General features: G+C 32.4%; 16 protein-coding genes and 4 pseudogenes. 2 read left to right on the plus strand and 18 right to left on the minus strand.

Going from position 1 to position 20672, the window contains the following annotated elements:
- Positions 1-249 precede the first annotated feature (249 nt).
- The 3 genes and pseudogenes from M1D73_RS16575 to M1D73_RS16585 all read right to left on the minus strand — a co-directional run.
- Positions 250-351, minus strand: a pseudogene (locus M1D73_RS16575) (HXXEE domain-containing protein); the annotation flags it as partial.
- A 34-nt stretch (positions 352-385) separates the two neighbouring features.
- The gene (locus tag M1D73_RS16580; RefSeq protein ID WP_000403244.1) at positions 386-601 is read right to left on the minus strand and encodes a DUF2164 family protein; all 216 of its coding nucleotides are present in this window, start codon (positions 599-601) and stop codon (positions 386-388) included.
- 221 nt (positions 602-822) lie between these two features.
- Positions 823-1941 (minus strand): annotated as a pseudogene (locus tag M1D73_RS16585) (MFS transporter).
- A gap of 36 nt (positions 1942-1977) precedes the next feature.
- Here M1D73_RS16585 and M1D73_RS16590 point away from each other — a divergent pair.
- A pseudogene (locus M1D73_RS16590) lies at positions 1978-2280 on the plus strand (hypothetical protein); the annotation flags it as partial.
- 176 nt (positions 2281-2456) lie between these two features.
- On the opposite strand, the pseudogene M1D73_RS16595 reads toward M1D73_RS16590, so the two are convergent.
- The 13 genes and pseudogenes from M1D73_RS16595 to M1D73_RS16655 form a co-directional block, all read right to left on the minus strand.
- Positions 2457-2741, minus strand: a pseudogene (locus M1D73_RS16595) (carbohydrate-binding protein); the annotation flags it as partial.
- A 252-nt stretch (positions 2742-2993) separates the two neighbouring features.
- A complete protein-coding gene (locus M1D73_RS16600) occupies positions 2994-3395 on the minus strand; it encodes a DUF4279 domain-containing protein (RefSeq protein ID WP_000105603.1) in 402 nt (133 codons plus the stop codon).
- A 126-nt stretch (positions 3396-3521) separates the two neighbouring features.
- Complete coding sequence (locus M1D73_RS16605) at positions 3522-4268, minus strand: SAR2788 family putative toxin (RefSeq protein WP_000800054.1); 747 nt, start codon at positions 4266-4268, stop codon at positions 3522-3524.
- Between the two features lie 16 nt (positions 4269-4284).
- Positions 4285-5220 (minus strand): S8 family peptidase, encoded by a 936-nt coding sequence (locus M1D73_RS16610; protein ID WP_000470028.1) that lies wholly within the window; start codon positions 5218-5220, stop codon positions 4285-4287.
- Between the two features lie 761 nt (positions 5221-5981).
- Positions 5982-7301 carry an aromatic amino acid transport family protein gene (locus M1D73_RS16615; RefSeq protein ID WP_001014209.1) on the minus strand — a complete coding sequence of 440 codons (1320 nt, stop codon included), beginning with the start codon at positions 7299-7301 and terminating at the stop codon, positions 5982-5984.
- A gap of 284 nt (positions 7302-7585) precedes the next feature.
- On the minus strand, positions 7586-8476 hold the full coding sequence (gene sdaAA / locus M1D73_RS16620) for an L-serine ammonia-lyase, iron-sulfur-dependent, subunit alpha (protein WP_000281785.1): 891 nt from the start codon (positions 8474-8476) through the stop codon (positions 7586-7588).
- Between the two features lie 22 nt (positions 8477-8498).
- On the minus strand, positions 8499-9197 hold the full coding sequence (sdaAB, locus tag M1D73_RS16625; RefSeq protein ID WP_001024894.1) for an L-serine ammonia-lyase, iron-sulfur-dependent subunit beta: 699 nt from the start codon (positions 9195-9197) through the stop codon (positions 8499-8501).
- 1004 nt (positions 9198-10201) lie between these two features.
- Complete coding sequence (locus M1D73_RS16630) at positions 10202-10345, minus strand: hypothetical protein (RefSeq protein ID WP_000366276.1); 144 nt, start codon at positions 10343-10345, stop codon at positions 10202-10204.
- Positions 10346-10426: 81 nt separating this feature from the next.
- On the minus strand, positions 10427-11701 hold the full coding sequence (gene ectB / locus M1D73_RS16635) for a diaminobutyrate--2-oxoglutarate transaminase (protein ID WP_000261661.1): 1275 nt from the start codon (positions 11699-11701) through the stop codon (positions 10427-10429).
- Between the two features lie 78 nt (positions 11702-11779).
- Complete coding sequence (gene hypF / locus M1D73_RS16640; protein ID WP_098212720.1) at positions 11780-14110, minus strand: carbamoyltransferase HypF; 2331 nt, start codon at positions 14108-14110, stop codon at positions 11780-11782.
- Positions 14111-14120: 10 nt separating this feature from the next.
- The gene (gene hypE, locus M1D73_RS16645; protein WP_000778913.1) at positions 14121-15149 is read right to left on the minus strand and encodes a hydrogenase expression/formation protein HypE; all 1029 of its coding nucleotides are present in this window, start codon (positions 15147-15149) and stop codon (positions 14121-14123) included.
- Positions 15150-15231: 82 nt separating this feature from the next.
- A complete protein-coding gene (locus M1D73_RS16650; RefSeq protein ID WP_000872526.1) occupies positions 15232-15813 on the minus strand; it encodes a cysteine hydrolase family protein in 582 nt (193 codons plus the stop codon).
- A 203-nt stretch (positions 15814-16016) separates the two neighbouring features.
- Positions 16017-16457, minus strand: a complete 441-nt coding sequence (locus tag M1D73_RS16655) for an Lrp/AsnC family transcriptional regulator (RefSeq protein ID WP_000342842.1) — start codon at positions 16455-16457, stop codon at positions 16017-16019.
- A gap of 150 nt (positions 16458-16607) precedes the next feature.
- Between M1D73_RS16655 and M1D73_RS16660 the strand changes: the two genes are divergently transcribed.
- A complete protein-coding gene (locus M1D73_RS16660) occupies positions 16608-17903 on the plus strand; it encodes an APC family permease (RefSeq protein ID WP_000193978.1) in 1296 nt (431 codons plus the stop codon).
- An 862-nt stretch (positions 17904-18765) separates the two neighbouring features.
- Here M1D73_RS16660 and M1D73_RS16665 read toward each other — a convergent pair.
- Positions 18766-19275 carry a DUF4303 domain-containing protein gene (locus M1D73_RS16665; protein ID WP_000783836.1) on the minus strand — a complete coding sequence of 170 codons (510 nt, stop codon included), beginning with the start codon at positions 19273-19275 and terminating at the stop codon, positions 18766-18768.
- Positions 19276-19418: 143 nt separating this feature from the next.
- On the minus strand, positions 19419-20666 hold the full coding sequence (locus M1D73_RS16670) for a DUF1015 domain-containing protein (protein WP_071740816.1): 1248 nt from the start codon (positions 20664-20666) through the stop codon (positions 19419-19421).
- Between the last annotated feature and the right edge of the window lie 6 nt (positions 20667-20672).

Raw genomic sequence — 20672 nt, forward strand, 5'->3', positions numbered from 1 at the left:
GGGGGGCCATTCACATCGCTATCAAGCTAACATTTTGAAGTACTCCCAAAACAAAAATTTATTCTTTTCATAGGTAACCAAGGACATTTAGTTTATTTTTTCGTTTTAGGGAACAATTAATTTCTTAAGTTGATAGCGATGTGGCGCTATCCCAAAATATAAAAATCTCCTTCAAAAAAGAAAGGCGCCTACGCACCTTTCTTTTTTAACTCACTTGTACTCTCTTCAGCATCCAAAATCCCTTCGGAATCACTTTAATACATCATTGTACGGATCTAATTGCTTTTTAGAAAAGTAATGGATTGTCTCCTTACTTTTCAGTAACATATTTCCTTTTATAATTAAAAAAAAATGATATTATAGTTTTTCAATTCTCATATAAAGTCTATTGACTGTATATATCTTTCTCTATATTCTTTAACAACATTTCCAACCTATCCCTAGTAACTTGATTAAAATGTGGATTTAATTCCTTTATTATGAATTCAAGTAACTCATAGCTTATGTATTCACCCAATTCCAGTGAATATTGTTCAGCTAAAAAAGACTTTAATTTTTTAGAGATATCAATCTTATCCTTTTTACTAATTTTTATCTCCATTCGATAACAAACCCCTCTTAGATTAATCTGAAAAGCTAATTAAAATAACTTTTTATTACCTGAGAACTGGTCACTGTTGCATATCTTTTTTTGAAGTATCTCTGTTTTATATATTACACAGCACAATATATAAAACAAAGCCCAAATACAGAATTTTTAACTTTATCAACTTTTTTAGGAATTCCAAATAAAATTAACTTTTTCATATTATTAAATTTTTTCTATAAATTTTTCATACCTTCTACCTTTTTGGCACTTTCGTTACCGTAAGTTGCAATTTTCCTCATTTTTAAAATAATACAACCTAGACTCAATGCAAAAAGTGCAAATATCCCAAAAGTAACAGTTATAGTATTTAATGATAGACTCCAGCTAATTAAGAAAGATACTAGTGCCCCCCCCTAAACTGGCCGATGCGATAAATAGACTAGTCACTTGATCAATATTATTTTCCATAATACGGGAATCTATGATTAATGTTATTGGAAAAACACCCGCTATGACTAAACCAATAATGAAGATGACAAACAAATACATACCTGTACCTCGAACAAAGGGAAATAGAGATAAAAGAATCACTAATGTAAAGCAACTAGATGTAATATATGTCCAATAATTAAATTTATGGGCTAGCTTACCTACAAGTATTCTTCCTATAACTATTGCTAGCCAAAAACAAGATATACTTACTGAACTGATTAATTCATTCTCGGTAAGAATCATTATTGTAGATAAAAAATTTGCATTTTTCTATGCCTGCATATAAAAATGCAAAAAGTGAAATGAATAATATAACTGTAATCTTTTAAATTTTAGAGTAAATGAGGAAAGGGATGCTCCTCCCTTTCCATTATTTTGAGGAGAAAAATTTAGAAATTTTGTACGTCCAAAGATGTACCAAACAAATAGTGTAAAAATAAAGAATAGTAATATCCCATAAAGAATAAAATACCATTCATAAAATTTTATAATATAATTAACTAGTAACGGAAACCCTAGCGTCCCAACCCCAAACCATACTTCGAGAATGCTAAATTTAGCAGCACTATTCCTTTCTGCTGAAATAATAAAGGAACCCACCGTAGTTTCTAACAAACCCCTAATACAAAGCAAATAACAGTTAAACATGCCCATTCTTTAATATATATAAAACCTCCTAGAACGATGGACATTACTAAAACACCTAATGTTATTGTTTTAAAATAATGATACTTTCTTACTAGTATGGGTGAACTTAGAACACCAAATAAAAAAACCGTAAATTGAAAAAATATTAAAACGCCTAATTGATCAGGGGTTCTTCCATAATATTGTATGAATGAAGGAATTAAACTACCTATGCAAACATGTATTATTCCTACAATAAAATAAAACAAGCAACCATATCTAGTCCTTTATCCGGACAAAAAAATCGATCCAGTCAAAACTTTAAAATTGATAGTTTACCTGTAGGTACCAAAGAATTGAAATGGGTTATTGTGCCTTCAGAAAAAGATCATCCTTCTACTATCTCTTTCAATGTAATGATTGATGTTCCCCTAGGTACTGATTCTATTCGTTGGAAAAATATTTCACATGAATCTAGGACTGAAGCTTACACAAATACCAAATATTATATCGCAAGTCCAATTGGTGCCACTAGCAAATTCACTGTGCAAATTTATGCTATTACAAATTAGAAAATAAAGAATCCCAATGGAGTACCATTAGGATTCTTTTTCGATTTCATTTCGTAAACAATAGATGGAGATTAAATTTATTTGCAAATCATTTAAACCATTTGAGAATTTATATTTTGAACGGCCGTTTATTTCCAAAGAAAAATCCAAAAATATTAACTACATTTTCCTGCTTATCATTTACTCAAAACTGGCTTCCAAAGCGATAGGGCAAAAATCCAATTTGTGTCACCATTGCCTTGATAACCTTGAACTGCTTTATACACTTTCCCCTCATATACTACTCTATCACCTTTAGTATATGCTTTTCTCGCATCCCATTTTTCATATGTGGAATCCTCTGCCTTTGTTGTTACATCCAATACATCACTTCTACTAGATTCATTTCCAGCTAAATCAACCGCTGTTACTACATATTTATACGATGTATTAGCCTTCAATTCCTTATCCATAAAGTTAGACTCTTTATTTTAATACTAGTAGAATCATTTCGTTCATAGAGACTATCTTCAATTAATATTAAAAGCTACTTTCTGGTTGCTGTTGTCCATCTTCACCTATACAATTAGTTTGTAAGAACCCTCCTCTTAAGGAAGGCCCTATCTTTTATCAGAAGTAGAATTCAATTTAATGCTTAGGGCAAACATTTTATCGCAGACACTATCAAAGGTACATTGCATCATTTAACAAATATTTTAATCCTACCGCTAGACTTACAATAAGTATAGACAAATATCAATTTCCGCACCAATACTATTGATAAAACCAATAGTATGTTGATCAAAACATAAAGAAGGGACTTCATTATTTTCTATTTTTACAACAACAGATAATTTGCATTTTAGATTATGTTTACTTTGCATATTAATTATTTCATTTTTTTTATGTTCCAATATGGAAATTAACTTTTTTACAACCTCTTCTGCATTAAGAGATTCTTCATACCCTGTTTCAATACTCCAGTTTGTTTCTTCCCGAATAAATAACGAATTACCTCTAATAAACTCACCTTTTTTATAAGTCATCGTTGGTTCTAAATTAAATTGTTTAGTTAGCTCTTCTGGATTAAATATTTCTCCGAAAATGGCTAGTTCTACATTTATTAATGTACTCAAATTATTTAACACATCCCTATTAATATTTGAAGTAAAGGATAATAAATTTTATCCTTTACTTCATACTTATAATTCATTATAACTAAAAATCTAAAGTCATTTTTTCACAAATGACTTTAGATTTTTTTATTTTATAAATGAATCAGTTGGTATCGGAGTTCCTTTTCCACCTTTTAGGTAAATCCAAAGTCTTCCTGTTTTCTTATCCACATAGATATCATATTTTGAAATACTAACACTTCTACCCAAGTAGTCTCTTTTTAATTCGTGAGCATCAATACCTTTTCTTTTAAGGAATTTATCATCAACCTTATTTATACTCTTGGGAACCTGTTTCATTGCTGAAGTTACTGCTTGTTTTCCATACTTTTTTATTGCATATTGTATACCATATCTAGCCACAGCCGCTACTACTACAGGCCAAATAGAAGCACTTGCTTTTAGGGTATTAACTTCATATTCTTTTCCTGTTTCTTGATCAACGAATGTAGCTATAAAGTCATTTCCTTCAACTTCTTGTACATAAACATCAAAGTTTTGTTGGGTTTCTTCACCATTTTCATCAACCGTCTTACCGAATACAGTAATTCCCCCTGTTTCAAGGTTCATGTCGATATCTGTTGAAACTGATAAATCTGTTGTGTCTAAAGTTGTATTAACTACGACCTTTTCGTCTGTTTCTTTTTCTATATTAATCTTTAATTCATTTGAAACTTCAATTCCTAATTCTTTATTTACTTCAGATTCCACTTTACTTACATCAACGGAAGTTACTTTATCTTGTATTCCTGTATCTGCTTTTACATATTGTATATTAGGAAGTAAAGTAAGTAACATAGAAAACACTAATATTTTAACAATTACGTTTTTCATTAATCGATCTCCTCTTTCAATCTATCATTATTAATCCAGAACCATATTCAGAATCATATCCTTTTTCACCTAGATCTTTAGTTTTATCATTTAAATAAGTTTTAATATTCTGACCATTGAAAATTATATCTTTTTGTGCTAATAGGACTGCTACAGTACCCGTAACATACGCAGTAGCAAAAGAGGTACCACTATAATATGAATAGTCACCTTTATTATCAGTAGTTAAGATATTTATTCCGGGAGCTGCATAATCTATTTTCCCTTTTGCAGATACACCAGATCGTTTTAAATTTTCTTTTATTGCTGAAACAGATATTACATTTTCATATTTAGCTGGATAATCAACTGATAATCCTAATGTATTTCCTGAAGCTGCAACAATTATGATTTCCTTGTCTAATGCTTCATCTATAGCTTCTTTTAATTTCGGATTATCTGATTGTACACCGAAACTAATATTCATTATTTTCACATTTTCTTGAATGCACCATTGTATACCTTTAATTAATGTATCAATATCTGCTAAACCTTTGTCATCGAGAACTTTAACGTCATAAATCTCTGCATTAGGGGATATTCCAGTGAGACCTAAATCATCATCATGGGCGGCTATGATTCCAGCAACTGCAGTCCCATGTCCATAATTATCAACATTTTCGTTTCCTGGATTAATAGCATTATAATCTTTTACAATTTTTCCTTTTAAATCTTGATGATTTTTATTAATCCCACTATCCAATATTGCTACTTTGACTTTAGGTAATGACTTATAGTCATTAATCTTAGTCTCATCAGAATATATTGCTTTAAATCCCCAATTCTTTTGTTTAGTAATCTTTGCTTCGTCACTCTTCTCTTTTTTAGATGCGGGTTTGCTGTTTGAGCTAAAACAAGAACATAAAAAAAAGAGACAAATTATACTGATGGAACAAACTTTTTTTATAAACATCACTCCTTTATCTTGTATGTCCCAAAATATTTTTTCTCCTAAAATGAAAGGGCATACATTTTGTAGTAAAGTTAAAGTTCTTATGACCCTTTAAATACTAAGGTCAATAGAAATTAATAACAAGCCTATTATTCTCTTTCTTTTTTTTGTATAATCAATATGAATAATCGGAATATTACACCTCGTTTAATATTGTTTAATTTAAATATACAGTTTTTAATTATTTGTAAATGTACTATTTTCATATAGTCTTTAACATCAGAATTAATGAGAAATTTGCAACTATATATTATGCAACCTTTATTTTCCGACCATTTATGATGTGCTAAAAACCGAGTTTAATTTAACCTATTCCCCGAAAAAATTCTCCTTCCTCAAGGAACGCGAAATGAGTAAGTGGGAGATACAATGACTTCGGACATGTGATGAAATAAAGCCATTTTAGTTGTCCGCCATACATGGGGTACCGGCCCATTCCCATCAACCTAAGAAAACAAATGTGGGATACTTCAAAATATTAGCTTGATGCACATGGATCAGCACCCTAATAGGCTTGGATTAAAATCATAACAACCAGCTAAAAAAAGATTGCTGTAATAGAAGTTATGCATATAATCAAAAAAGGACAAACTATCCCAGATGAATAGTTTGTCCAAAACCAGAATCTCTTTGGTTTAACACTATATAATTTAGTTCCGCTAGGAATCTTTCATTCTCATTTCATATCCTATTATTTTTGCATCAGAACTAACTACAGTAAATTAGAATAATGACTTAATACTTGCTAGAACAGTAAGTATCCCTATAACAATTACAAATACATTACTCATTTTCCCTCTGTATTTTGCTAGTACTGGTACTTTACGAATCGCATACATCGGTAATAGACATAAGATAGCAGCGACTAACGGACCGCTAAGAGCATCAATGATTCCAAGAATACTTGGATTTGTATAAGCGACATACCAGCATGTTAGTACAACAAAAGTAAGAATCATTGTCTTAACTGTTTTTTCTCCTATATCTTTCCCACGTTTTTTACCAGACTTGATAATCATGTCACGCATTACCTCATACGCTCCTATATAATGGCCAAGGAAAGACTTTGTAATAGCCACAAACGCAATGATAGGAGCTGCAATCGTGATTACTGGCGAATTAAGCTCATTAGCAAGATATGATAGGATTGACAAGTTCTGTTCTTTTGCTACCTTAAGATCATCTGGAGTCAAACTTAAAGTACTGCTCCAAACAAAAAACATAACAACAGCGAATGTCATAATATAACAAACTTTTTGTATTTGAGCACACTTGGCATCAGTAGCGTCTATTCCATACGTAGCTCTCTGTTTCATAACAAATGACGAAATCATAGGAGAATGATTAAACGAGAATACGATAATTGGTAGTATCATCCAAATCGTTCCGAAATACCCTGTTCCAGTTGAAACAGTAGAAACACTTGAAAAACTTAGCATTGAAGTATTCCATTGTGGAATTAAAGATATTGCAATAAAAAGTAGAGAAGCAATGAAAGGATATACTAGCATGCTCATTATCTTTACAGTAATATCCTGACCAAAATTTAGTATAGTGATAAGACCGAGTACTAATACAAGTGATAAAATAGCCCTTGGAGGCTCCGGCATGTGCAATTGGTGTACAATAAAACTACTTGCAGTATTTGTAAGTGCGACCGAGTACATCAGCACGATCGTATAAATGGAGACGAAATATACGATGTTAAAAATGATACTTGCTTTATTTCCGAAATATTCTCTTATTGTACCTGTAATCCCCTCATCGGCAGAATTCGAAGCGTAAATCATTTTAGCAAGCGCCCTATGTGAGTAGTACATAACTGGATATGCAAGTATGGTAATTAACAGCAATGATAATAAACCACCTGAACCTGCATTAATCGGTAAAAAGAGTACCCCTGCTCCAATTGCTGTTCCAAAAAGGCTCAATGCCCAGGTAGTATCCTGTTTATGCCATTTTTTAGGGTCTAGGTATTTTTCATTTTTTACTGCCGTATTATCAGCTTGAAATTCTATGTTTTTTGCAGTATTCCCATTCATATATTAATTCCTCCTTGTTTCCTATTCTTACGTCTTTATTTAAGGTATAGGAATATAGACCGTTCTTTTTGTTTATAAAGTGCGCCACATCGTATATCCTTCTTCTAAGTTGATCAGACTCAAAAAATTAACGAAGCATCAACCTGACGAGTTTGTTACCACTTACAAAATATTTCAATTATATAGTAGGATATTTTATTGATAATTCCCCCAATATCCAGAAATCCTTAAGCGAACAATAGAGAATAGATTGTTAACTTTTTCACAATATAGACGTTAACTGTTCATTGATTTGATTGTTTCTCCCCAAATATTTTATTTTTAATGGCAATCCCTGTAGGTGTAGCCGCAATTCCACCTAAACCTGTCTCTCTTAATTCGCGAGGAATCTGTCTTCCAACTCTATACATCGCTTCAATAACTTCGTCAGCATTGATGATATTGTTTACGCCAGCTAATGCGATGTCCGCTGCTGCTAAAGCATTTGTCGCTCCAATGGCGTTTCTCTTTACACAAGGAATTTCTACCAAACCAGCGACCGGATCACAAACTAAACCGAGTAAATTTTGTAATGCAATCGAAAAAGCTTCAGAAGATTGCTGTGGCGTTCCACCTGCAGCTTCTACCGCAGCTGCAGCCGCCATTGCTGAGGCACTGCCTACTTCAGCTTGACATCCTCCATACGCTCCTGAAATACAAGCGTTGTTTGCTACTATCGTTCCAAATAACGCTGATGTGAATAGAAAATGTATCATATCTTCATGACTTAACTGCAACGTATCCTTAATACTAAATAGGACTCCCGGAATCGTCCCACTCGCACCCGCTGTTGGAGTTGCACAAATAGCTCCTAATGCAGCATTTACTTCATTAACGCCGATAGCACTTTGAATCCCTAACACCATCAAATCTCCAGAAAGAGTTTTCCTATTTTCTCGATAGTTTTTAATTTTAACTGCATCACCTCCGGTTAAACCGGTTGGAGAAAATACACCGTCGCCCTCGATACTTTTATTTATAGCATTTTGCATAGTCGCTAAATTTTGTTCCATTTTACTCCAAACTTCTTCATAAGAAGTTTTAGTTTGTTCGATTTCCTGTTCAATTGCTAATTCATAAATTGTCTTTTGACTTTTATTAGCTGCATCCACAATTTCTTTTATGGCCATATACATATTTTTTCTCTCCTTAATGTAACTAAAGAATAATAAGATTAGCTATATTGCTTAAATTCCCTAATTCCTTCTGAGCATTACCAGGCAATAGCGAATCCAAAGCGAATGCATATAAATATTTTGTTTTATCTTTCAAACTATGAAAGTTGTTAATTTCAACATCATATTGTTTAAAGATCCTGCGTAAGACAAATTCAAAGTCAGCTCTTTCTGAAATTGCAATAACAACTGGCAATGGTCCCTGCAGTTCTAAGCTAAATCCGTCAATTTCAACATGTTTGACTTCGATCAATCCACCACCGACTGAAATACCCATCGTTCTAATACTTCGACTGTCATCCTCTACATATACATCTGCCGTATTTGGATGACCCGCAGGACTATCACCTGATTTTTCAATAAAAGTAATGTCAATCCCTTTAGATTCTGCTATTTTAATAGCATCTGGCACTTTGCTGTCATCGGCAGCAAAGCCTAATATACCAGCAATTATTGCAAAATCAGTTCCGTGACCTTTATGGGTTTCAGCAAATGATTCATAATACGTTACCACAACTTTTTTTGGAAGACCTTGAAATAATTTATTAGCAACTGTTCCAATAGACAAAGCACCTGCAGTATGTGAACTTGAAGGACCTATCATTATGGGCCCAATCACATCAAAACAACTTTTGTATTTAACAACCTTTTTTTCTTTAATAGATGCTACATTTATGTTCATATAAGCACCCCCATGGTTTATTATTTTTAATTACTGTTGAATCTAAGTTATTAGCATAATCAATTCAAAATAAGACCCCTTTTGATAGCGCTTTCTTTCTTGAGTTGAATAGACTTTCCTTTTGTTCCACAACCCTCCATATAGTAATCATATCAGTATGTAAAATTTTAGAAACTCACTGGCAAGTTCTTTAGAATTTTCGAACCAAAACGAGGTTTGATATTTTCGCTAGAGGTCATATATTATCTCTCGACGCCCTCATTATAACTTGTATATTTATGAGTTCAATCTTTTTTTATTTTCAGAAAGATTGAATAGGCAGAATTTTGAATGGGTAATAAATTTCACTTAGTATGTAGCAATTATGTCCTTTGTTTGAAGCTGTATTAGTTAATAGAAAAGTAAAAATAACACAGAATTACTTTCATTAACACATTGATTATATTGAAAAATCATTATAAAGATACTTATATTGTCCTATGTTGGAACATCTTATTTTGGACGTTAAAGCTGTTGTAATAAATGATTATTGAAGATGGAAAGTAATAAGTTAATAAAATATAAAAACATTTTGTTTAATAATAAAATATCACGAATTTATATACATTATTCAGAAAAAAAGAACTTTTCTTGATGAATCCTAAAGTACTAATTTATAACTATCTACTACTATAAAACAGGATGTTAACTCTTCTATATAGGTTATATATTATTTATCCCAAAACCCTAATGAAATTGGATATTTAGAAGTGTTATCTTCATAAATAGAAATTTCACTTGCTGTTTTAATAGTTGAATAGATCATTACAATTCAACTACCTTATATATTATTCCCTCATTTATTAATTCTCTCCCCACCTATCGATTTGAGGTAAAATAAGGGGATTATATATAAATAATATCATCATCAACGTGCAATTTATAAAAGCAATTAAAAAAACAAATTCAAAACACCTTTCTTTAATGGTGAATGAAAGGTGTTTTGAATTTTAAAATATCATATATTATTTAGAATGATATACTAGCGAAAGAGATGCACTTACTTCTTCTGTGCCGGCAGATATCTCTTCTGTTAATGCAGAAACTTCTTGAATTTGACTTATTATTTTATCTAAATCTCTCATAATAGATGAGAATGTTAGATCCACTTTGTGGGCCGCTTCTTTTCCTTCTTCTACCGCAACTACTGCAAACGGTTCGCAAGGTTATTAAGTGCGAGTCGTTCAAACTTAGTGAGTTACCTCTTTTAAAATAGTAGAAATACTATCCTCTAACATTTCCAATCCTTTACTTAATCCTTCTAAGTCTATTGTTAAAGAAGGTAACAACTTAATAACTTCATCATTAGGTCCAGATGTTTCAATAATTAGACCATTTTCAAATGCAACTGAGCAAATCTTTTTAGCTATTCCAAAAGTATTACACGCTATGCCCTGCATAAAGCCTCTCCCTCGTACTTCTCCTTGAAGTTGGGGGTATTTCAAACAAATCTCATTAAGAAAGCTAGTGATTTTTTCACTTTTCCATTTTAAAGCATTAATAAACTCTATATCTTTCCAATAACTCAATGCTTCTGTAGCTGCTAAAAATGCTAGATTATTCCCTCGAAACGTTCCATTATGTTCTCCTGGTTCCCACTTATCATATTCCGGTTTAATTAGTGTAATAGCCATCGGAAGGCCAATGCCACTTATAGATTTTGACAAACAAATTATGTCTGGTTTAATGCTCGCAGGTTCAAAGCTAAAAAATGTCCCCGTACGTCCGCACCCTGCTTGAATATCATCGACAATCAATAATATATTATATTTTTTACACAGTCTGTCAATTCCCTTTAACCATTGGGAACTAGCCGTATTTAAACCACCCTCACCTTGAACTGTTTCTAGAATAATTGCAGCAGGTAAATCCACTCCACTTCCACTATCGCCTAATACTTTTTCTAAATAGGATAAAGAATTAAGGGAATCTAAATAATTTTCATACGGCATGATAATACTATTATTTAGTGGTACTCCAGCACCCTTTCTCTTAAAATGATTACTCGTTATCGAAAGTGATCCTAAACTCATTCCATGAAAAGCATTTGAAAAACTTATGATATTTGTTCGTCCAGTCACTTTTCGAGCAATTTTCAGTGCACTTTCAACAGAATTTGTACCTGTTGGACCAGGAAACATAATTTTATAGTTTAAATCACGTGGTTCCAAAATAATTTTGTTAAAGTGCTTTAAAAAATTCACTTTAGCACTTGTTCCCATATCAAGACTATGAATAATACCATCTTCTAAAAGATAATCTATTAATACCTGTTTCATTTTATCATCATTATGTCCATAATTAAGAGCACCAGCACCTGAGAAAAAGTCAATATACTCTTTTCCATCTACATCCCATAATTTATATCCTTTAGACTTAGTGAAGATCGTTGGAAAGCTTCTGCTATAACTTCGAACTTGGGATTCTAGTTCATTAAATATATCCATTTTTGAACTAACTACCATAAAAGAGCACCTCCTAATTTTTCGTTTTTACTATACTCACAAAGAATAATGAAAAGTTATATAATTGCTATTGTAAATTTATACCGAATGCATATCTTTATAGCGATGAGCTGCTATTGCTGCTTGACCAAGAGAGATTCCCCCATCATTGGTAGGTACTTGTTTGTGCATGTAAACCTCGAATTTACAAGCCTTAAGTGACTTATAGGTTTCTACAAGTAAAAACTTATTTAAAAATACTCCCCCACTAAGAACTAGTTTATTAATCCCTGTTTCTTGACGAATTTGTTTACAGGTTTCTGTAATCGTTTGAACCATTGTATAATGAAAACGATAGCTCAATTCACCCTTGGTATACTTATCTTTAAGTATCAAAGATACCAACTCTTTAAACATAGGTTTTATATCGATTTTTCTAATTCCATTCGAAGCAACTATTTCATATGATAATAAAGGATTGGAAGAATTATTGATATCAATCGCTTGCTCCAACTCAATAGCAGCCTGTCCTTCATATTGGACTGTTTCACGGACACCCAATAGTGCTGAAACAGCATCAAAAAGCCTTCCCATACTTGAAGTAAGAGGAGAATTAATTCCTTTTTGAATCATTTTTATAAGTACATCTAGTTCAAAACTATTTCGCTCTGAAATTATCTTTATTGGTAATTCTTTGACTTGTTCACCATATATTTGCGTCAATATTCCTAAAGCAATTCTATACGGTTCTTTAACAGCTTTATCACCGCCTGGCAGCTGAAAGTAATCGATATATGCCGCTCTTTGATAATTAAGAAAATCACCGATTAAAAACTCTCCACCCCAAATATTCCCATCATCACCATAACCCGTACCATCTAAAATAACTCCTAAAACAGGACCATCTAATTGATTATCAACCATACAAGAAGCCATGTGGGCATGATGATGCTGAACCTGTACAACTGGTAAAACTTTTTGATCAAATGCATATTTTGTACTATAAAAATCAGGATGAAGATCACTTGCAATTACAGAAGGACTAATTTCAAAGATTTTTTGTAAGTGAGCTATAGTATTTTTAAACGATTCATAAATTTTATAGTTTTTTAAATCACCAATATGATGACTAATAAAAGCTTTTTCGTCTTTAGTTAGGCAAATCGTATTCTTTAATTCTGCTCCTAAAGCAAGTACATTAGTTGATCCTTCTTTAAAATCAATTGGGTTTGGTACATAACCTCTAGCGCGACGAATTATTTGTAGTTTTATTACTTCATCATCTAAATCAATACCCCTAACAATAGAGTCATCTACTCTAGTGAATATCTCCCTATTGTGTACTAAATAATAATCTGCAATTCCCTTTAGCTGCTCAATTGCATCTCTATCTTTATATACAATAGGTTCATCAGAAACATTGGCGCTCGTAGCTATTAATGCAATAAAATTCCCTCTTAAAATAAGATGATGAAGTGGTGTATAGGCTAACATTACCCCATAATTATTATTATTTGGTGCAACATCTAAAGAAATAAACTCATTATCCTTTTTGTTCAATAACACAATTGGTCGTTCTTTAGAAACTAATAAAGTTTCTTCATTTTTTGTTATTTCAGCAAAATTTTTCACATCATCTAATTGAGATGACATTAAAGCAAAAGGTTTTTCATCCCGTTTTTTTCTTTTTCTTAATTCTTTTACAGCTTCATGATTCATTGGATCTACAACTAAGTGATATCCACCTAACCCTTTAATAGCTAGGATTTTCCCCTTTTTCAACAAATCAATTGTTTTTTCTATTGGATTATCAGTGGAGACATTTGTACCATCTGTTGTTTTCAATTGAACTTGTGGTCCACATTTCCAGCAAGCATTTGGTTGGGCATGGAATCTCCGATCCAATATGTCTTTGTATTCTTTATCACACTCTTTGCACATAGGAAATTTGGCCATTGTAGTATATGGTCTATCATAAGGAATATCTTTTATTATTGAATATCTAGGTCCACAATTTGTACAATTAATAAATGGATAACGAAACCTTCTATTCGTTGGATCAAATAATTCGTCTAAACATTCATTACATACATAAGTATCAGGAGATATTAAAGTTTGCCTACTACTATGTTTTTGGCTACTCAAAATATCAAAAGAGCTATAACGATTGTTGGATTCTTGTTCCTCTATTAATTTAACCTCTTGCACATAAGCCAATTCTGGGGAATTAAATTCAATATCATGAATAAAATGCGTAATATTATTTTGTTCCCCTTCTACTTCTATAAGCACTCCATTTGAATCATTTAACACCCATCCGTTTAGATGATACTTTTTTGCTATCCTATATACGAAAGGTCTAAAACCAACACCTTGCACAATGCCTTTAACTTGATACTTTTTTATAAACATATTTATTACTTTTTTCATAAATTGTCTCCTAACATAATCGAGGTAATTCTGCCCCATATAATAACTCAATGAGTTTCAATTCACCTGATTTTGCTTCCATGAGCACTTGTCTTTCTTTTGTTTGATTAACTTTACCAATTACCGCAGCTTCTTTACCATATTTAGTATTTTTTAATACCCTCACGACTTCCTCACTTACCTCTGGAGAGACAAACATACAAACATTGCCCTCATTAGCTAGATACATTGGATTAACACCTAACATGTCGGCAGCCATAATAGTTTCTGCTAACATAGGAATATCTCTTTCTTGTATTTTTATTCCAGTATTAATTGTTTCTGAGACTTCATTTAAAACTGTACCTAGCCCGCCTCTTGTAATATCTCGCATACAATGTATAGAATCACCAAAAAGATTTTTCAACTCTGATATCATATGATTTAATGGTGCACAATCACTATTTATTCTCTGTTCAAACCCTAATCCTTCTCTGATAGAAAGGATATGTATACTATGGTTTCCTAGTTGTCCTGTTATAATGATATCGTCACCTTCTTGAATAGAGTTTACCGAAAACGGTGATACATCTCCTTCAAAAACTCCTATTCCAGTTGTATTAATAAAGATTTTGTCTACTTCACCTTTTTTAACAACTTTTGTATCACCAGCAACAATATACACTCCAGCTTCTTTCGCGGTCTCTCTTATAGAATCTAATATTTCTTCCAAATCTTTAATTGGAAAACCCTCTTCTAGTACTAATGCCAATGATAGATAAAGTGGTTTTGCACCACTAACCGCTAAATCATTAACCGTTCCACAAACTGCTACTTTACCTATATTCCCTTCACCAAAAAAGATAGGATCAATAACAAAAGAGTCTGTTGTCATCGCCAATCTTCTACTACTTACCTCAAGAATGGCACTATCCTCCATTTTTCCAAGGTGAACATCTTCTAGTTTTGCAGTAATAATTGAACTAATTAAATCCTGACTCAATAGTCCTCCTGTTCCATGGTCTAAAATTATATTTTCTAAATCTTTAGTTAATTTCATTTATTAAAACTCCTTTTCATTTTTATTTTTGAAAAATAATATCACTTGCTACATAGAACAAGTGATATTACAACGTATTTACTTACGGAATTGCAACTCCATCAAAAGAAATATCTTCATTTTTAGAAATTGAATTGCAGATTTCCTCGATACTCATAATCTTTGCACAATATGAACCTAACCATTTTAAAGCTCGTTCCTTATCTTCAGCCTTCGCTGAAACAACTGCATCTTCTGGTACGATTACATTATAACCACGGAAAAATCCATCCGCTGCAGTTGTTTGGACACAAATTTGAGTTTGCATACCCGTAATAATAATTGTATCTACTCCTAATTTTTTTAAGGTTTCATCAAGATTTGTCTCAAAAAAGCCACTATCCTTATTTTTCTCCATAATAATATCTTTTTCATGAAGAAACTCAGGTAAGATTTCTGCACCTTTAGATCCCTTTGTGACTGGTAAAAAATCACCATATCGTTCAGCTTTCGGATCATCTTCTAAGTTAATTAACTGCAGGTGAATAATAGAAACATCATTTTCTCTCATAGTATCTAAGAAAGACACCATTTTAGGCGTAAACGCCTCCACAGCTGCAATTCTATCCTCATTTTTATTAACCAAATCGTACTGTAAATCATTTGTGAGCACTGCATATTTCATAATAATCCTACCTCCAATTAACTAAGAATTTAATTTTTCTAAAATACAATGTTCATTATTCCACCAGTAGTAAGAATATGTCAAATATTATTTTTTATCTAAATTTTCTAAATAATTTTCTGAAAATTAATACCTAATAGGACTCTATTTCCTATTAGGTATTAATTTAACGCTTTTTATTTTGAATAATCACTCATATGTAATTAAAGTTTTTCACTCTCTGTAAAAAATGATTTATGTTCTACTGGAGAAGAAAGCACTATTAAGGTTGTAGGCTTTCCATACTCTAAGCACAAATTAATATAGTCTTCGAGTGTATGTACAGATTCCGTGACTACCTTTGTTAGATAACTATACATACCGGCAATCCGGTGACATTCAACCACATCTGAATGTTCCATTGCAAACTTTTTATATTTATTGCAATCCCTTGGTTCCATCAAAACAAACGCAGTAATATGTTTTTTTAATTCTTTCGGATTAACAATCGTGCGATAACTTATAATTACCTCTTGTTCTTCTAGTCTTCTAACTCGCTCTGTAACAGAAGGAGAACTCAAACCTACCAGTTTTCCTATTTCAACCATACTTAAACGTGCATTTTCCTGAAGATGAGAAAGAATCTTTAAATCTGTATCATCCATTGCTTGGCCTCCCCTTGATTAATTAAGAAAACATTTAATAATTCTTAAATTCTTTAAGAAAATTATAATTAATACATAAATTATAGCATGTTATCTTTTTTTTAAACTTTATATAATTAATATCAATTAACGAAAGAGAGGCTGAGAATCTTGACACAACAATCATTGAAACGTTCAATTACTTGGGTACAGGGGACCGCATTAACCATCGGAGCTGTGTTAGGTTGTGGAATCCTTATTTTACCTTCAATTACTGCAAATAGCGCTGGACCAGCTTCAATTTTATCTTGGGTTATCATGTCTATATTAGCTTTTCCTATTGTAGCGACTCTAGCGCGTCTTGCTAAAATGATTCCCAGTGCTGGAGGAATTACAGCTTATGTTCAAATGGCATTTAATGCAAATACAAGTGCCATCCTAGGCTGGATTATGTTAGGTTCTATTCCTATTGGAGTACCTATTATTGCTTTAACAGGTGCCCATTATATTGGATATGTTTTTCCAATAAGCAATCTTAGTGTTATAGGAATTGCAGCATTAATTTTAATTACCTCTTTACTCTTACATATAAAAGGGATCGAGCTATCATCAAAAGTTAGTGTGTTTGTAATTTGTATTATTTCACTTTTAATAGTTGTCGCTGTTATCGTTTCTATACCATATGTAAAATTAAGTTCTTTTACACCATTTGTACCAAACGGGTGGTCTTCTGTTGGCGCTTCTTCTGTAATTATCTTTTTCTCATTTGTAGGGTGGGAAATGATAACCCCATTAGCTGAAGAATTTAAAAGGCCCGCTAAGGATATTTCGATTAGTTTATTTTTAGGAGCAATTTGTATCTCCATTATGTACATTGCAATATCTTTTGTAACAATAGGGACCCACTCATATGGTGATAAGGATCAGATAGCTTCCCTTAGTATTCTAATATCAAAAGGATTAGGACCGATAGGTACATATATAACAACTATTTTAGCAATTTTCATTTCGTTTAGTGCTGTACATGCTAACATTGCAGGTTTTTCAAGAATGATTTACGCTCAAGCTAGAGAAGGACATTTCCCTTCCTTCTTTGCTAAGTTACACTCTCAATTTCAAACTCCAACTAGGGTATTACTAGTTCTAGGAGGCATTTTTAGTTGTATTTTAATTTTTTACGGTATGGCACGACCAAATTTAGAAATGCTTCTTAAAGGTCCTAGTGTAATATTTATTACTTCATATATTTTTACAATGCTAGCTGCTCTTAAATTATTAAAAGTGCGTGATATAGGTTGGTGGATGGCCTTCCTATCTCTAATTATATGTATTATTGTATACTCATTTAGTGGTTGGGCTATTTTCTATCCAGTTATCTTATCAGTTATTGGTTGGATTTATATAGTTATGAATAAGAAGTATAGTACTATAACCAATCATTCAATAAATACATCAAATGAAAATTAGGTTCTACTCCTATAAACTAATACCACAACTTATATACTGTTATTAACACTATCCAAGTTGGAAGAAGTACAGTTTCAGCTGACTTATAACTAGGTCAAAGTAATTTAATAAAATATGAATGATTAATAGAATTTATTTTTCAACTTTCAAATAACAACCCTTTTTTATAACGTATCTCTGCAAAGAAATGTTATAAAAAAGGGTGATTGATTATGTGCAGACCCTCTTTCACCTTACTTCACATATACATAAGCTTCATTTGCAATTACAAAGTAGGTTTTATCCTTATTGTTGTGTATTTTAACAGTATAAATATAGGTTCTCGTGCAGCTTTTTTAAACTATAATAAACTCCGAAAAACCAACTAAGGAGCATAATAGATAAGATATGTTAAAGAAAAGTAGTTTGAAAAAGATAATATGTCTGAAATTCTAAAGGAACGTGGTATTCCAATTTATCCAACAATCATTATGCACTAAGTTCGTAAATATGAAAATTTTATCCGTTACTTTTGAAAAACAACAAAGCAAAAATACCTTTTTATCTTTATACTCAACATATTCTTTCCCCTCCACTACCGCTACCACTGCAAATTCATCATTTAAAACCAATGAACCCACATGTTTGCATTAACCACTCCACCTATAGTGATATATTTTATGCTACCTAGCCTTATCTCCCCTGCATTACTTCTTTTCCAAGTTGATTCATACATATAAACATCGTAATTATCTTTGGACGTTTTTTCATCAGGTTCTAATTGTTCAATGCTTACGTCACAACGAATGGTTACTATTAATTGGTGACTTTCTATTAAATGAAAATCGCCTCTTATAGAGCGCAGTTTTACTTATGTTCATTCTTATGCAAATTCTGAAGCATATTCTTCGTATGTCTTTAATGTATTAAGCAATCGAGCTGATTCAATCATGATTTCGTTCGATGAATCAGTTACACAAATGACAATAAATCGATTATCATCTCTATCTCCAAACAACCCTTCTGATTCAAGTTCCATTAACACATTTAACGTTTCTTTCAACAGTGTATGTACTCGTATGTTAAAGTCATCTTCGACGATATTATGATATTTCTTAATAATTTTGTTCACTTCATCAAACGTTCCAAAATCGTTCCATTCGCTCCACTCAACAGCTCCGTATCTATAATAATTGTATAAAGGGTCTGATTTATTAACTTTGATTAGTCTTTCTTTATTTGCCACTGGTCCAATGCTATTGACACAATCGTCTGTTAATATGGAGTACCCGTATATTGTGTCAACACCGCATCTTGTTAAAAGTTCGTTATAATGACAACGAATTGCATTTTTCAATTCAACATAAAAACTTTTTTGCAGCTGCATTTTCATCGTATTTCCTCCATTTTTTTGTAGCGACCTGTTGTTACATATTTCAATCTTAACATTAAAATCAACATTAAACGTTTACTGAGCCAAAATAAGAAAAACCGAAACTAAAAATCATTTCGGTTTTTCTAACTAAAGAAGTCTATTTATTTTAAAGAATGAACAAACAACCCACTACGCAGTTTCGGTTCAAACCACGTTGATTTTGGCGGCATGACTTCACCGGCATCTGCGATTGCTAATAAATCTTCCATAGATGTCGGATATAATGCGAATGCTGCTTTGTATTCGCCGCTGTTCGCAAGTCGTTCTAGTTCTTCTAGCCCCCGTATTCCGCCAACAAAATCAATGCGTGAATCAGAACGCGGATCATGTATTTCAAGCACTTGGCTTAATAAATGGTCTTGCAGAATAGATACATCTAAACCTCTAACAAGATCATTCGCATCAAACGTTTCTTCTTTCACTGTGAGCTTATACCACTTCTCATTTACATACATACCAAATGTTTTTGGCTCATTTGGTTTATACGGAGAAACAGGTGCTCCTTCTACATAAAAGTACTGCGTAATTTGATTTAAAAACTGTTCCTCTGATAAGCCATTTAAATCTTTCACAACTCGGTTATAGTCCCAAATCGATAATTCATCATGAGGGAATAGAACCGATAAGAAGAAATTAAATTCCTCTTCTCCTGTGTAATTTGGATATTGTTCTCTTCGCATAAGTCCTACTTTTGCAGCTGATGCAGAACGGTGATGCCCATCTGCAATATAAAGATTAGGAATATCTTCAAATGCGTTTACTAAAGTCGTAATTACATCTTCATCTGCAATCTTCCACGCAACATGCTTAACACCGTCTTCTGCTGTAAATGTATAAATTGGCGCATGCTCTTCTTTCCAGCTTCTAATTAAATGCTTTACTTCATCTTTTGTACGGTACGTTAAAAAGATTGGGCCTGTATTGGCGTCACACACATCTACGTGGCGAATACGATCTAGTTCTTTTTCATGACGTGTTCTTTCATGTTTTTTAATTGTATCATCTTCATACTCATCAATAGATGTACAAACAACAAGACCTGACTGCGTTCTTCCTTGCATCGTCAGTTCATAAATATATAGCGCTGGCTCTTCATCTTGTATGAACACTTCTTCTCGTATAAATTGCTTTAAATTGTCTCCCGCTTTTTCATACACGCGATCATCGTACGGTGACAGTTCAGGATCTAAATCAATTTCTGCTTTATCAACATGCAAGAAAGAATATGGATTCCCTTTTACAACTTCCCTTGCCTCTTCACTATTTAATACGTCATACGGTAAAGCTGCCACTTGTGCCGCTTTTTCCTCTACTGGACGAATGGCCCGAAACGGTCGTATTTTTGCCACATTCCT

The sequence above is a fragment of the Bacillus sp. PK3-067 genome (genome assembly GCF_056738645.1).